General features: G+C 35.6%; 20 protein-coding genes. All 20 read left to right on the plus strand.

Going from position 1 to position 13,274, the window contains the following annotated elements; all coding sequences use genetic code 11:
• Positions 1–85 precede the first annotated feature (85 nt).
• The 20 genes from ACFSVM_RS03750 (at position 86) to ACFSVM_RS03845 (ending at position 13,044) form a co-directional block, all read left to right on the plus strand.
• Positions 86–436, plus strand: coding sequence for a YciI family protein (locus ACFSVM_RS03750; RefSeq protein ID WP_205053664.1), 351 nt, complete (start codon positions 86–88; stop codon positions 434–436).
• 20 nt (positions 437–456) lie between these two features.
• Positions 457–879 (plus strand): VOC family protein, encoded by a 423-nt coding sequence (locus ACFSVM_RS03755; protein WP_205053663.1) that lies wholly within the window; start codon positions 457–459, stop codon positions 877–879.
• A 272-nt stretch (positions 880–1,151) separates the two neighbouring features.
• The gene (locus ACFSVM_RS03760) at positions 1,152–2,396 is read left to right on the plus strand and encodes a copper amine oxidase N-terminal domain-containing protein (RefSeq protein ID WP_379260501.1); all 1,245 of its coding nucleotides are present in this window, start codon (positions 1,152–1,154) and stop codon (positions 2,394–2,396) included.
• Positions 2,397–3,143: 747 nt separating this feature from the next.
• Positions 3,144–3,590 carry a hypothetical protein gene (locus tag ACFSVM_RS03765; RefSeq protein WP_379260503.1) on the plus strand — a complete coding sequence of 149 codons (447 nt, stop codon included), beginning with the start codon at positions 3,144–3,146 and terminating at the stop codon, positions 3,588–3,590.
• A 29-nt stretch (positions 3,591–3,619) separates the two neighbouring features.
• Positions 3,620–4,051 carry an NUDIX domain-containing protein gene (locus tag ACFSVM_RS03770; RefSeq protein ID WP_379260505.1) on the plus strand — a complete coding sequence of 144 codons (432 nt, stop codon included), beginning with the start codon at positions 3,620–3,622 and terminating at the stop codon, positions 4,049–4,051.
• A 95-nt stretch (positions 4,052–4,146) separates the two neighbouring features.
• Complete coding sequence (locus ACFSVM_RS03775) at positions 4,147–4,608, plus strand: NUDIX hydrolase (RefSeq protein ID WP_205053658.1); 462 nt, start codon at positions 4,147–4,149, stop codon at positions 4,606–4,608.
• Positions 4,609–4,746: 138 nt separating this feature from the next.
• A complete protein-coding gene (locus ACFSVM_RS03780) occupies positions 4,747–4,965 on the plus strand; it encodes a monooxygenase family protein (protein WP_379260507.1) in 219 nt (72 codons plus the stop codon).
• A 134-nt stretch (positions 4,966–5,099) separates the two neighbouring features.
• Entirely contained in the window at positions 5,100–5,498 is a 399-nt protein-coding gene (gene tnpA, locus ACFSVM_RS03785; protein WP_090723647.1) for an IS200/IS605 family transposase, read from the plus strand.
• A 5-nt stretch (positions 5,499–5,503) separates the two neighbouring features.
• Entirely contained in the window at positions 5,504–6,565 is a 1,062-nt protein-coding gene (locus ACFSVM_RS03790) for an RNA-guided endonuclease InsQ/TnpB family protein (RefSeq protein WP_379260510.1), read from the plus strand.
• A 30-nt stretch (positions 6,566–6,595) separates the two neighbouring features.
• Positions 6,596–6,982: a monooxygenase family protein gene (locus ACFSVM_RS03795; RefSeq protein ID WP_379260511.1), complete on the plus strand. Its 387-nt coding sequence runs from the start codon at positions 6,596–6,598 to the stop codon at positions 6,980–6,982.
• A 46-nt stretch (positions 6,983–7,028) separates the two neighbouring features.
• Positions 7,029–7,523 carry a DinB family protein gene (locus ACFSVM_RS03800; RefSeq protein ID WP_379260513.1) on the plus strand — a complete coding sequence of 165 codons (495 nt, stop codon included), beginning with the start codon at positions 7,029–7,031 and terminating at the stop codon, positions 7,521–7,523.
• A gap of 224 nt (positions 7,524–7,747) precedes the next feature.
• On the plus strand, positions 7,748–8,173 hold the full coding sequence (locus ACFSVM_RS03805) for a GNAT family N-acetyltransferase (protein WP_379262867.1): 426 nt from the start codon (positions 7,748–7,750) through the stop codon (positions 8,171–8,173).
• Positions 8,174–8,207: 34 nt separating this feature from the next.
• Positions 8,208–8,651 carry a GNAT family N-acetyltransferase gene (locus ACFSVM_RS03810; RefSeq protein ID WP_379260515.1) on the plus strand — a complete coding sequence of 148 codons (444 nt, stop codon included), beginning with the start codon at positions 8,208–8,210 and terminating at the stop codon, positions 8,649–8,651.
• 74 nt (positions 8,652–8,725) lie between these two features.
• On the plus strand, positions 8,726–9,226 hold the full coding sequence (locus tag ACFSVM_RS03815) for an arsenate-mycothiol transferase ArsC (RefSeq protein ID WP_379260517.1): 501 nt from the start codon (positions 8,726–8,728) through the stop codon (positions 9,224–9,226).
• A gap of 2 nt (positions 9,227–9,228) precedes the next feature.
• Positions 9,229–9,750, plus strand: coding sequence for a GNAT family N-acetyltransferase (locus ACFSVM_RS03820; protein WP_379260519.1), 522 nt, complete (start codon positions 9,229–9,231; stop codon positions 9,748–9,750).
• A gap of 182 nt (positions 9,751–9,932) precedes the next feature.
• Positions 9,933–10,433, plus strand: coding sequence for a hypothetical protein (locus tag ACFSVM_RS03825; RefSeq protein ID WP_379260521.1), 501 nt, complete (start codon positions 9,933–9,935; stop codon positions 10,431–10,433).
• Between the two features lie 36 nt (positions 10,434–10,469).
• On the plus strand, positions 10,470–10,874 hold the full coding sequence (locus ACFSVM_RS03830) for a GNAT family N-acetyltransferase (protein ID WP_379260523.1): 405 nt from the start codon (positions 10,470–10,472) through the stop codon (positions 10,872–10,874).
• Positions 10,875–11,222: 348 nt separating this feature from the next.
• Positions 11,223–11,786 carry a hypothetical protein gene (locus ACFSVM_RS03835; protein ID WP_379260525.1) on the plus strand — a complete coding sequence of 188 codons (564 nt, stop codon included), beginning with the start codon at positions 11,223–11,225 and terminating at the stop codon, positions 11,784–11,786.
• 64 nt (positions 11,787–11,850) lie between these two features.
• Positions 11,851–12,420, plus strand: coding sequence for a GNAT family N-acetyltransferase (locus ACFSVM_RS03840; protein WP_379260527.1), 570 nt, complete (start codon positions 11,851–11,853; stop codon positions 12,418–12,420).
• A gap of 183 nt (positions 12,421–12,603) precedes the next feature.
• Complete coding sequence (locus ACFSVM_RS03845) at positions 12,604–13,044, plus strand: GNAT family N-acetyltransferase (RefSeq protein WP_379260529.1); 441 nt, start codon at positions 12,604–12,606, stop codon at positions 13,042–13,044.
• Positions 13,045–13,274: the final 230 nt, after the last annotated feature.

A 13,274-nucleotide genomic window follows, 5' to 3' on the forward strand; every position in this document is an offset into this window, starting at 1 on the left:
CGATTTTGACTCTTCCAGTTCGTAGTACTCATATAGGGGCCGGCTTGTAATTGGTCTTCTTAACTCAAAATAAGGAGGAAAATCTATGCTATTTATGTTGATTGTAAAAGCTTCAAAGAATTCGGAAGCCGGTAATCTCCCCAGCCCAGAGCTCAGGGATGCCATGGATAAGTACAATGAGGAATTAGTTAAAGCAGGTGTTCGAGTTGCGGCAAAAGGGCTTCATCCAAGTTCAACTGGAATTCGCTTTTCTTTTCCGATAGAAGGCGGGAAGCCAGTGGTTACGGATGGCCCGTTTACGGAATCGAAAGAATTGATTGCCGGGTTCATTCTGATTGATGTGAAGTCGAGAGAAGAAGCCATTGAGTGGGCCATGCGGATGCCTGATCCACAAGGACATGGAGAGGGTCAGATTGAGTTACGACAAGTATTTTAATTATGGTTAAGGAGGACATTATGAATACACCTTGGTCAGAAGAATTACCAGTAACACAATTTCGCGTTGCTCGTCCAACGCATCAATTGAATAAAATTATTGAATTTTACAACAAAGGGATCGGATTAGAAATAGTAGGCTCATTCAAAAATCATGATGGATATGATGGTGTGATGCTTGGCTTGCCGAATGTAGATTATCATTTGGAATTTACGCAGCATATAGATGCAAGCCATGTGCATTCACCTTCAAAGGATAATTTATTAGTATTCTATTTCCCGAATGTAGAGGATAGAGATGCTATTGTGGCTAGATTAAGCTCCATGGGCTACGAAATAGTAGAATCAGAGAATCCTTATTGGGATCTGAACGGAGTTACAATTGCTGATCCAGATGGATGGAGGATTGTATTACAAAATACAAAAGGGATATCAAAAGAATAAGACTTGATGTCGACGATATTGTGTCGGGGACTGCATACAATCATGGATGCTTCGAAAAAACTTTCAATTGCGTTAAAGAGCTTGTTTAAACCCGACGGTATAAGAATATGTCAAGATGGGAGGAAGATTTAACGGCCTCACTCTTTATCATATGCATCTCATTCCAAGGTACGAAGGTAATGGATTCATATGGGGTGACCAATACACGCTGGAAGTCTATTTGAGGTAGTAACGAGTACATAGAATACATAAAAGTGATTAGGGAGTGTTATATGTTTAGAAAGTTATTAATCTCACTGCTTAGCTTTTTTTTGCTAGTGACTTTTCAGCTTTTTGTAGCAAGTGCATCTTCATCTGCTGAGAAATCAATTCAATTATATGTTAATAATGTGAAGATTGAAGGAGTGCATCCAAAAATAATGTCAGGCGTTATGTACGTACCTTACCGTCCATTTTTTTCTGCCTTGGGATTTAAAGTAACATATAATATCGAAACTCGACAAATTTCAGGGATCATGGGAGACTCTGAAATTCAATTCTGGGCCAATGAGGACATTATTGAGTACGATGGTCTGATTTACTACTTAGACAATGCAATTCCTGTTATTAATGAACAGGTCTATCTCCCACTTCGATTGATTAGTAACTTATCAAAATATTCTGTGAGTTATGATAAATCTAAGTCAACTGTTAGGTTGGAGTCTTATGGTTTAGGTGAAGATGCTGCTATAAAAGGTCTACTTACAAAGTACTACGAAACGTTTAGTCCGCAGTTATATTCGTCTGACAATTTAAAATTAGGTTATATGAATCTAGAGTATGATTACGAAGCCAATAAACCAGTCAGTGAGATCGAAGTTCGGGACTATAAGGTGACAATGGATTGGATTAAGTACATTTCTGCCTCTAAAGCACAACTTCAAGTAACGTTTAGCAAGAATACAGAAGTATTGAATCTAACAGATGTTTATCTCTTTGACATTCGTTATGAGCGTGAACAATGGAAGATCGCAAATGAAGCTTTAATTTTTAAAAGTATGGAAACTCCAGTGGATATCGACAAACAGGCTACATCTATCATGGAAAATCGTTATGGAGAGCTGAGTACCGTCTTATCAGATCTAAAAATATATTATAAAGCGTTAAACGAGGAAAACCTAGAACTCACGGTTCAATATACGGATCCCTTATTTATTGAACAATGGAATGAAGTAGTATTTGGTTCTAAAACTTGGGATAGTTTAAAAAAGGAGAGCTTTGCTTATTCGGACTATAGGTATAATTTATCTGACGAACGAGTTGTCTTTCTTGGAGATAACGAAGCTGTCGTCCAAGGTAAAGTTGATTTTAGTATAGGTGAAGATGATGAAGAGGGCGTTAATAATGAATATGAAGCTCTTATATATTTGAAATATTCTAATGGACATTGGACATATAGCGATGAGATCAATCTTGATCAGGACTTCGATGAACGAGTAGATTCATTAGGTAATCCAGCTAAGCTAAGTGGATGGTGACAGTGCAAATTTTCGATATGCGCTTTAAACCGAATGAAAATGAACTTGTTTTTACAAAAGCGTTTGTAAGTGATCAGATATTAGAACTCTGAACTCTAAGATAGTTACATAAATGAAGTATCGAAGAAGATAATGGTATCCATAACATTTCATTCAGGCTTAGAGTCTATGAAAATTAAAACAATGATCTCAGACAGCATGACAGGTGTCACCGATTGATCTGTCAGAGGCATTTCTTGGAAGAAAATTCTTAAATGGAGGAAAGACATGATAGAAACAAATGTAATAAAGAGCAGGATCTCTTCATTTGGCCTTCAATAGTGAAGGTAGTTTATTTTTTGCAATTAGTGCAGCAAGGCCAGATTTCGCTCGAAAGTACTCTGAATCAGTGTATAACTGACTATCCAAGGTGGTGAAAATAATACGCTTCAAATCTACAATTTCTCAAATCGAAGCGACATCATGGAATGGTATAAGGGAAATATAAGTGGGACAGAGGATTATATGGAGAGAAGTTTATAACTATGCATATGGCTGGATGATTCAGTATTTTGGAGATAAGAAAGTATTATTTCATACCGGTGGGATTCATGGATTTTGTTCCTACCTTTGTAGATTTCCAGAGGATGAAGTATGCGTAATTGCATTAAATAATTATTCGCAGGATATTGTGGCATTGCTGTGCAAGTCTCTCAATTGATTTTGAATGAGTACTAAGTTTTTTCATGAACCAAGGTGGTGTCTCGTGTGAACAAAAAATATGAAATCAAGATACCTACATCCATGTATTTCCAAGTGATCATTTCTATCTTAAATACTTGCTTACTATTATTTGTACTTCGAATAGATGATTTCTTATCTATTTTCTTGTTAGTGATCTTATTGTTAGGCAACACAATACAAGTAGTCATGTTATTGAAGAGAATCTTAAGGAACAATAATGAGCTAGAAATCACAGAAAATAAGATTAAGATAAATCATATTGAAGTACCCATACAAAAAATCGAGAAGATTATTATTCAGGGCTATTTTGTGCAGAGTATCGGTATCAAGCTATATCGAAGAAAATTAGTTTCAATGAATTTACACTTTAGATTCAAGAATGATGAAGAGATGAACGTAGAAGAATTAGGACAGTGGGCAAGCGCAAACAGGATAAAAGTAACGAGTGGAAAAATATATAGATGGATATAAATAGGATGAAAATGAATCCAAGGTGACATATGAAAAACATTGATGAATTTGCCTATGGCGGAATCGTATTTAATGACGAGGAACAAGTAATGATGAGAAGCCCGAGTAATTTCTGGGGAGGCTATGTATGGACTTTTGCTAAGGGGTCATATGATTCAAGTGATACTACTCCGGAAGTTACTGCTGTAAGAGAAGTTAGAGAAGAAACGGGCTACGAATGTAGAATAGTAAGAGAAATACCAGGAGAATTTGCGTCAGATACTTGTATAACGAAATACTTTCTCATGAAGCCGACTGGAATAATCCTTCCATACGACAAGGAAACGCAAGATGTAACTTGGTTTGGTATTGAAGAAGCCTTTAATATGATTAAGTTAACAAAAAGTGAAAAAGGTAGAAATCGTGATCGAGATGTTTTATTGAGTGCTTTAAAAATAAAGGAGCTATTAAGTGACTTTTGAAAACAATCAATGTGGCAATAAATCGGCTAACTTCGGAATTAAGCTGTGTTCGTCAGTTCTTGGTTTGTAAGAAATGGTAGGTAGGATAGGAGAAGATGATGGATTATATTAAATGGATTAGAAGAAAAGTAGGGAATGAAATGATCATTCTTAATTTTTCAGGCGCAATTGTTATAAATACAGAAGGACAAGTGTTGTTACAACGAAGAAGAGATAACAATGCATGGGGATTTCCAGGAGGAGCAATGGAGTTAGGTGAATCTGCTGAAGAAGCAGCTATTCGTGAAGTACAAGAGGAAACAGGATTGACAATCGTAGTTGAGAAGTTAATTGGCGTGTACACTAAGTATTTTGACAAGTATCCTAATGGAGATGAAGCTCAGACGATTACATTCTTTTATCAGGGATTTATTTCAAAAGGAGAATTGATAAGTAGTAACGAAGAGAGCGCTGAACTCCAATTTTTTAACCTCGACAAAGTACCAGAATTATTTAATCAGCAACATATTGACGCATTTAATGATTTTAGAACTCAGAAGGTAGGAGTCTTCAGATAATATATAGTATTGGCGGAAAATCCAAAAAGGTGACTGACCTTCCAATATCATACGTTTTACACAAGTACGGAAATATAAAAGGATAAATATTTAATATAATTAGCCCCCAATATAGACTTAAAAAAAGGAGTGAACTACGTGTCGAAGGTAATTCACGGTAGATATACTGCTGAAATGGAGGGTCCTTTTGTTGTATTCATTATTGGCATGAGAATAAATCGGCTATTGGCCTTTCATAAGTGGGTTGCTGTAGCAAAAGCAATGGGGCCTATGATCAAAGAGCTATACGAGAATCCTCAGATTGGATTTATGAGTATAGAGTTTTTTTGGAATTGGCGAGGGATTACATATAGTTAGCGAGCGAGAAAGCCCACTCCTTTAGGGGTGGGATGAGAACGAGTTTGGAGTAGGGTATCTTTTCAGACGTTAAATGTTCCAATATTAACAAAAATAATGTTTCAGTTTTTAACGGTAACTGATACAATGAATATATGAATGATTATAGAAGAACCCACACTACCGTATCGTTAATTAATTATCACTTTGTTTTTTGTCCTCGTTATCGAAGAAATATATTTCTCAATTCAAAAGTAGAAGAAAGATTTAAATCAATTGTTAAAGATGTTTGTGCTCAGTTGGACATACAAATTATCGCCATCGAAACAGATAAAGACCATGCGCATCTTTTTTTGAATGCACTTCCCACACTAAGTCCATCTGACATTATGGCTAGAATCAAAGGAACAACTTCAAAAATATTAAGAGAGGAACATAAGCACTTGTCGCATTTACCTTCGCTTTGGACACGTTCATACTTTGTAAGTACAGCAGGTAATGTTTCGAGTGAAACAATCAAACGATATGTAGAAGAACAAAAAACAAGGGGGTGATTTGCATGCAACCCATCACAGTAAAAATTCGCTTTTTTCCGAAAGACATATCCGGTTTAAAGGAACTGAGTAAAGAATATATTCGTACTGTTAATACTTTAACTGAACGAGCCGAGATAGAAGGTTCGTTCCCTAAAGTCACAACAAAGAATATTGAAGCTGCTCTCCCCTCAGCTGTGTTGAATCAAGTTATTCGTGACGCTAAAAGCGTATTTAGAATAACAAAGAAAAGAAAAAAACGCCCCGTTCTGAAGAAGCCAACCTACTGTATAAATAACCAAAACTATAGCCTAGATCACTCTTCACTTGCTTTTCCGATAATGGTCAACGGAAAAGCGAAGAAAACCATCTTCTCCGCCCTAATAACAGAAAGAGACAAAAAAATTCTCCAAGAAGCCAAATTAGGGCTAATGCGCGTCGTGGAGAAATCAGGGAAATGGTTCGCACAAATCTCTCTTGAAGTGCCAACCCCGTCTCAAAAGCCAACAAAAGAACAATTGATGGGTATTGACTTAGGATTAAAAGTACCGGCCGTTGCTGTAACTAATGAAGGTAAGACAAAGTTCTTTGGAAACGGAAGAGAAAATAAATTTATGAAACGAAAGTTCCGCAAAACAAGAAAGTGCTTAGGAGAAAAGAAAAAACTGAGTACCCTTCGCAAGCTGCATGATAAAGAACAACGGTGGATGAAAGATAAAGACCATAAAATTAGTAGGGAAATCGTTAATTTTGCGGTAGATAACCAAGTGTCTATTATTCGATTAGAGCAACTAACTAATATAAGGAAGACGACAAGAACAAGTCGTAAAAACGAGAAGAATTTGCATACATGGTCATTTTATCGCTTGGCTCAATTCATTGAATATAAGGCAAATAGGGTAGGAATTAAAGTAGAGTATGTGGATCCAGCGTATACATCACAGAAATGTCCTGCTTGCGATTCAAAAAACAAAGTAAAGGATAGAAAATATGTTTGTTCTTGTGGTTATAAAACCCATCGAGATAGAGTGGGTGCAATCAATATTATTCACGCACCTGTGATTGGCGGTAACAGCCAATCAGCCTAAGATGCTATACGCACTGTCTTAGGAGGGCTGATGGCACAGCCTAATCTTGAGGTCATACTCCGATACCGGAAACGGACTTCGGTTTCATCACTCAAGAATCCCATTGCTTTAGCTGTGGGAGTGTCAAAATACTGGAAAACGTATGACCAACTTGAGAAATATGCACGGGGAGGAACTCATCTTGTAGAATGGAAAAAATTCAATCAATCCGTGGGCACGAATGGAACGGTGGGAATTTATCACGAGACTTACATGATTCAGCCCGGACAATATGAATGTATTTATGGGAATATGCCTAAATTTGGTTTGGCCAAGGCCGGAACACATATGCCCGCAGTCGGTAGAATGGAGACCTCGAGAAGAAGAATGGGAGGGGATAATGATCCAGCCGTTCCCACTCCTAAAAATCGACAGTAGTTTTTGAACAGAAGCGGAAAATCGTTCGAGAAAAGAGGTTACAGGTGTGAGTTATAAATCTATTCTGTTAGATCAATTAAACGCTTGTTATAACGATAAGAGCTGGTTTATTCCTCTTCATGAGATCCTAATCGACTTAAATGCAGCACAAGCAGCGTGGGAGACAGAGAGTAAACAATCGATCTGGTCGATCGTGAACCACCTTATTTTTTGGAATGAAAAATGGCTTGAACGATATAACGCCGGACAATTCGAATTGGACAGCACCATAAACAATGAGGATACGTTTTATGTTAATCCACATTCTATAAATGATCTTGAATGGAAGAAGACCCTTCAGAGGCTTGAAACTGTTTTTATATATTGGAATAGGGTAATTGAGGAAAGCTCGGATGCAAAACTAATATCTGTAATCCCGTCATATTATAATGCTCCATGGTGGGGAGTAGTATCAAATTTATGTATTCATAATGCGTATCATATAGGACAGATTATGCTGCTGAAGAAACAATTGCTAAGTTCAAGTCCAACAAGCCAGTGAAAATATTTTTACGAAGTTAGTTCCTTTGGGTAACAAGAGATTCATTCATCGGGGCTATCACCTTTCGAGTAATAGATGTATAATATTGGAATAAACTCAGACAAACTAACGCTCCAGCCTAAGATAAGAGTTATCTAAGGTTGGGGCGTTTCGTTCTAAATTAACAGAGATAGTCTATGTTAATTCAAATAACAAACACACTTCGTTTATCTTGGAGGATCATGATGTCTAATCAAACCATATTAAGGTGCACAGATGAAGATAGCAATTATGTAAGAAACAAACTTATCGAGTTTAATGCAAATCAATTATCAGATGATATTAAGAACAATTATGAAGAGATTAACTTACACATGAAGGATACGGAAGGAAATATCATTGGGGGACTTCTTAGTGTGTTTTGCTGGAATTGGCTTGAGGTTGATATTCTGTGGATTGATCAGAATCATAGGAAGAAGGGGCATGGATCAAGTCTATTAAGTGAAATCGAACGAATTGCTCGAGAGAAAAAGTGTAGCTTTATTAAGCTAAATACATTTAGCTTTCAAGCACCTGATTTTTATAAGAAACATGGATACAAGATAATAGCAACAATCAATGATGCACCTAGAGGGCACAAACATTATTATTTTTTGAAGGAATTAGATTAGACCGAAGAATCATATAAAAATGAGGGATCAAAACATGGAAACTCTAACTGTCATTTCTGCACAACTTAACGATGTACACATTTTATCCCAAATGAACAAAGAACTTATTGAAGATGAAAAAAGCGATAACCCCATGACATTAGAAGAATTGAACGACAGAATGACAGATTTTCTGAATAATGATTGGAAAGCAGTTCTACTTGTACTAGGTGAACAGGCTGTAGGATATGCCTTATACCAAGAAAGAGAGGACATAAATAATAGGAAGAACAAAACCTTTTATATAAGACAGTATTTTATCAGGAGGCAATATCGAAGAAGAGGTTTAGGAAAACAAGGAATAGATAAATTAAGAGCCGAATTATTTCAAAATTCCACGCTCATTATTGATGTGTTAGAAAGTAACCCGATGGGCAGAAGGTTTTGGGAAGAGATCGGATTTAATTCATACTATACAAACATGAGGTTGAATCCGTAAGGATATGGAAGCAGTTTAAGAGATCCGGTGTATAACAAACTAACGAAGCATGGAATAGAAAGGAGGTAAGTGTTTTGAAGGTTCTATTTTTATGCACTGATAATTATACCCGCAGCATCATAGCTGAGTTTATCTGTAAGGATTATTTTAGGATGAATCATATTTCGGATGTGCAAGTGGCATCTGCAGGGATAAGAGCAAATAGTGACATAAATAAATATTCAGATCTTCATTTTAAAGTAATGAATGACATGAATATTGATACATCTGAATTTAAGAGAACTCAATTTGATTATGAAGCGTTTCTTAAATATGACTTCATCATTGGTATGAGTGAACTACATAAGGAATTTGTAAAGAATGAATATAATAAAGACATTTACTTATTCAATGAATTATATAAAGAACAGAATACAGCTATAAATATCGGAGCACCAGATCGGGAAGATTTTGAAGATAAGATGAGAGAGTTAATACAATATTTTATTGATGCAATCCCAGAAGTGATGTCAAATTTAAAACATATCCATCCATTGGGTATCACCCCTTCTATGAATCGAGAGAAAGAGGACTAAAGATGACTGACACAATATTATTGAAAATACTTTTAAATTATGAAGAGGTATCCTTATTGGAGTCGGAATTCTCAAAGAGATATCCATGGTATACCTCGAATGATTATTTTTCTAATTGTTTAGAAGAGAATTTGGAAGGCAAAAGAGTTACTTTACTAGCTTACTATGAAGATACCTTGGCCGGTTGCTGCCACTTATTGTTTGAATCGGACTATCCCTATTTTAAACGAGAAAACATACCGGAGATAAATGACCTCAATGTTTTTCAGGAGTTTAGGAGAAAGGGAATCGCAAGTGTAATGTGTGATGAGCTTGAAGGAATAGCATCAAAGAAATTCAAATCTATAGGTCTAGGAGTAGGACTATATAAGGATTATGGGAACGCTCAAATGATGTATACCCAGCGCGGATATGTAATGGATGGTAGAGGAATTGTATATAAAAATATGGAAGTAAAACCTGGCCACCAGGTGACAGTTGATGATGATCTGCTGCTGTATTTAATCAAAGATCTGGGTGAATGATAAATCGGAGAAGTGTCGTTCGGCTATTGGTTTACAGGAAAAGATATGCAGTGAAGTGGATTCAACGATCAACCCTGTTAAGATAAGTTGGTCTAAACCATTCGCAGACTCGTATACATATCTCGGTTACGTAGACACCACAACGTTAGCAAAATACTTTAAGTTGAGATAAGGAGAAACTAATGAATGACAGTATATTCGCTAAAGAAACAAATCTTCTTTACTATAAAAGGTATAAAAATAAGGCAACAGCTACTGACTATCTGAAGTGGGCTAATTCTTTAGCTGAAGCTGACGTTGATTCAATCACTTTATACAAGATATTATCAATGAATTGTAATGAAAGCTTGTTTAGTTTCGAAGAATATTTTAATAAATTTGTACTTGAAATAGAAATGAGTATTCCTATTTATGAGGAGTGTGCTCGAACATATTTGTATTACCTTTGTCAGGAAATATTAAGTGATTCAAGGAATGCTTATAATATTGTAATGGATATATTTAACCTTGTTTCTGAACTGGATTACCCAGAAGATTTGATAACTTGGGTGAACATTAGTGAAGATATTGACCGAATAATATATGATGATCAGTATCATAAACCAAATAAAGTAGAAGTAAGACAGCAAATCATATTAGAAGCAAAGAAACATTTAGCTAAAGTTGACGCAATAGTTGGTTGAAATCGCAAAAATTATATATTTTGTGAGGTATGTACTGTGAGACTAGAATATAAAATCAATGAATACTGTGGTGTCAAGGAAGTAGAGGAAGTGTTTAGTAAATCCGGGATCAGGAGACCAGTTGGAGATGGTGATCGAATTCAGAGAATGCTTGATAATGCTGATGAAGTTATTTCGGTAAGAGATGAAGGAAAACTTATTGGATTCTTAAGAGCTATAACTGACTATTCTTATTGCTGTTACATATCAGATATTGCTGTAGATAAAGACTATCAGGGACAAGGAATTGGTAAAGAACTAATCAGAATGTTAAGGGAAAGATTAGGAGAAGAAGAGATTCAATATATTTTAACCTCAGCTCCTAGAGCTGTAGGATTTTACGAGAAGATTGGGTTTGAGAGAGCAGATAAGGCATTTGTGATTAAGCGAAAGAATAATTGAATATTGTAACGAACATGCGTTATTTATTACGTTTAATGCAGAGATTGTTGGAGGAAATAAAAAGATCATAAGACCTGAAGAAATAACGGATATCCAATGGATTAGTCTTGAAGAATCTAACAGACTGATGCCCTATTATAAAGAAGGTTTAAGTGGACTAGTACAAAAGAATTTCAATGAAGGCATTGTCTAATAGAAGTCAGGTGAAAGGATGACGACAACATCTCAGTGGCAAGAAATTAAATACTTAGCGCTTGGATTGGAGAATCATTACGATATGGGCCTGAAATGGATAATGGATGAGAGCTAGAAGAAGCACCGAACGACCTCAATTAGAAGGGAAGAAATATGAATAAAAGAAGAAATGTAATTCTCGTATGTTTTGCAATAATAATCTCTATATTTATTTATAATTATTACAATTTAAATTATACAAATGAGAGCATAACTAACAATGTTACAAATCAAGATGGATATTCACTGACATTGCAAGCAGAACAAATTCCTATTGAAATATTTATAAAACCCGAATGGATTACATTCAATCAAGAGGAAAGAAAAGAACAAGATATAAAGTTACTAGAGACCTATAACACCAATTTATTATTGGATGATGTATGGAATAGAGGTAACGATATATATTTTAGTTTTAAGACTACTTTCAATATGAAATACAATGCTGGGGAGTTCATATATAATGGATTCTTTAATGATGATGGAACTTTTACTACTCCAACAGGTAAAGTGAGATTATATGATATAAACATGAAGGAGTTTTCGGTGGGTCAGACAGGAACGGGTCCAGAGGCATCATTTTCATTTGGTATAGAACCTGAAGAACAAGAATTAATAAGTGAAGGATTTTATGTAAAGTATGATGGATATAATTTATATGCCTATTCCAAGAGGTAGGAAGTCTTTTGCTGAAATCATTTGAATGCATCTAATACAAAGGAATTAAGGAGAAGCTAAAACAATGTTTAAATACGAAATTGACGATTCTTCTTTTTTAGCATTATTGGAGACTAAAGATGCAGAACAATTATATGATCTGATCAATAGGAATAGGGATCATATAGGGGAGTGGTTGAAATTTCCCAGCATTACTTTAGGACCGGAAGATTCAAAGACCTTTATCGAAAGAACACGCATGAGATATGCTAAGGATGAAGGCTATTGGTTAGGAATATGGAGCAAGAACAAACTAGTCGGTTCAATTGGTTATTTATACTTAGACCAGGAGAACAAAAAGACTGAAATTGGATATTGGCTAGGGAAAGAATATGAGGGCAGAGGTTTAATAACTAGATCGGTCAAAGCACTAATAAATTATGCATTTCTTGAACTTAAACTAAATAAAGTTGAAATAGGAGTAGCTGCAGATAATACGAAGAGTCGTGCGATTCCTGAAAAATTAGGTTTTACACGTGAAGGGCAATTAAGAGATTACGAATATATTAATGGAAGATTTGTAGATAGAACTATTTATGGACTGAAAGCGGAAGAATGGAGAACGGAGTATAGTTTTTTCTGCAAAGACATCTGAAGTTATTGTTGAGTTAAGTCAACGAACAGGAGAAACGTTAGGTGCCTTTTCCTCAAGAATATGAACTAATGAAACTTTTTGAATCAGAGCATATAAATTATGTAGAACCTTATGGGGAACACGGAGTCATCAATGAGGCTACATCAATGAACATAATAAATCGATGAAAGGATGGATTGAGCTATGGAACTTAAATTATTCGATAGAAATGATTTCTTGCCATGTGTAAGTACTTTTATAAGTGTTTTTAATCAAGAGCCGTGGAATGATGAATGGTCATCAGATACTGCATATCGATACTTGACAGATTTCACAAATACTCCTGGATTTATCGGTGTTGTTGCTGTAGATGGGGAAGAAATCATTGGTTTTATCTTTGGTGCTACAAAGCATTGGTGGAGTGGAAAAGAGTTTTTTATCAACGAAATGTGTGTCAGTGTACAGAAGCAGAAATCCGGTGTAGGATCAGCACTTATGAAATTCTTAATAGAGAAGCTTGAGTCAGATGGAGTAAATAACATAACGTTGTTAACAGATCGAGGGATTCCTGCTGAAGCATTTTATAAAAAGATTGGATTTACAGAGATCGATAGATTAGTGTTCTTGAATAAGAACTTGAATTAAGAGAATCAATGAAGACATATCATTGAAGACATATCATTGTCTAACACAGTATTCAATTGTTCAAACTTGGTGAGCCGCAGTACCTGGTCACCGAACGCTTATCAGCCGCTGAATGCGGCTTTTTTTGTTATACAGTGTCTAGTTATGTCTAGTACATTGCAGGAAATTACTACTAAGTATGGAATATGAAAGGTTGTGTGCTTTAAGCACAATCTGGGAAAATCATGATT

This window comes from Paenibacillus shunpengii, from assembly GCF_042684905.1.
GTDB classification, from domain to species: Bacteria; Bacillota; Bacilli; order Paenibacillales; family Paenibacillaceae; genus Paenibacillus; species Paenibacillus shunpengii.

Excerpts from the sequence above, each read along its gene's own strand:
- ACFSVM_RS03750 (WP_205053664.1), top strand. The coding sequence starts at position 86 with ATGCTATTTATGTTGATTGTAAAAGCTTCAAAGAATTCGGAAGCCGGT.
- ACFSVM_RS03755 (WP_205053663.1), top strand. The coding sequence starts at position 457 with ATGAATACACCTTGGTCAGAAGAATTACCAGTAACACAATTTCGCGTT.
- ACFSVM_RS03760 (WP_379260501.1), top strand. The coding sequence starts at position 1,152 with ATGTTTAGAAAGTTATTAATCTCACTGCTTAGCTTTTTTTTGCTAGTG.
- ACFSVM_RS03770 (WP_379260505.1), top strand. The coding sequence starts at position 3,620 with ATGAAAAACATTGATGAATTTGCCTATGGCGGAATCGTATTTAATGAC.
- ACFSVM_RS03775 (WP_205053658.1), top strand. The coding sequence starts at position 4,147 with ATGATGGATTATATTAAATGGATTAGAAGAAAAGTAGGGAATGAAATG.
- tnpA (WP_090723647.1), top strand. The coding sequence starts at position 5,100 with ATGAATGATTATAGAAGAACCCACACTACCGTATCGTTAATTAATTAT.
- ACFSVM_RS03790 (WP_379260510.1), top strand. The coding sequence starts at position 5,504 with ATGCAACCCATCACAGTAAAAATTCGCTTTTTTCCGAAAGACATATCC.
- ACFSVM_RS03795 (WP_379260511.1), top strand. The coding sequence starts at position 6,596 with ATGGCACAGCCTAATCTTGAGGTCATACTCCGATACCGGAAACGGACT.
- ACFSVM_RS03805 (WP_379262867.1), top strand. The coding sequence starts at position 7,748 with ATGTCTAATCAAACCATATTAAGGTGCACAGATGAAGATAGCAATTAT.
- ACFSVM_RS03810 (WP_379260515.1), top strand. The coding sequence starts at position 8,208 with ATGGAAACTCTAACTGTCATTTCTGCACAACTTAACGATGTACACATT.
- ACFSVM_RS03820 (WP_379260519.1), top strand. The coding sequence starts at position 9,229 with ATGACTGACACAATATTATTGAAAATACTTTTAAATTATGAAGAGGTA.
- ACFSVM_RS03825 (WP_379260521.1), top strand. The coding sequence starts at position 9,933 with ATGAATGACAGTATATTCGCTAAAGAAACAAATCTTCTTTACTATAAA.
- ACFSVM_RS03835 (WP_379260525.1), top strand. The coding sequence starts at position 11,223 with ATGAATAAAAGAAGAAATGTAATTCTCGTATGTTTTGCAATAATAATC.
- ACFSVM_RS03840 (WP_379260527.1), top strand. The coding sequence starts at position 11,851 with ATGTTTAAATACGAAATTGACGATTCTTCTTTTTTAGCATTATTGGAG.
- ACFSVM_RS03845 (WP_379260529.1), top strand. The coding sequence starts at position 12,604 with ATGGAACTTAAATTATTCGATAGAAATGATTTCTTGCCATGTGTAAGT.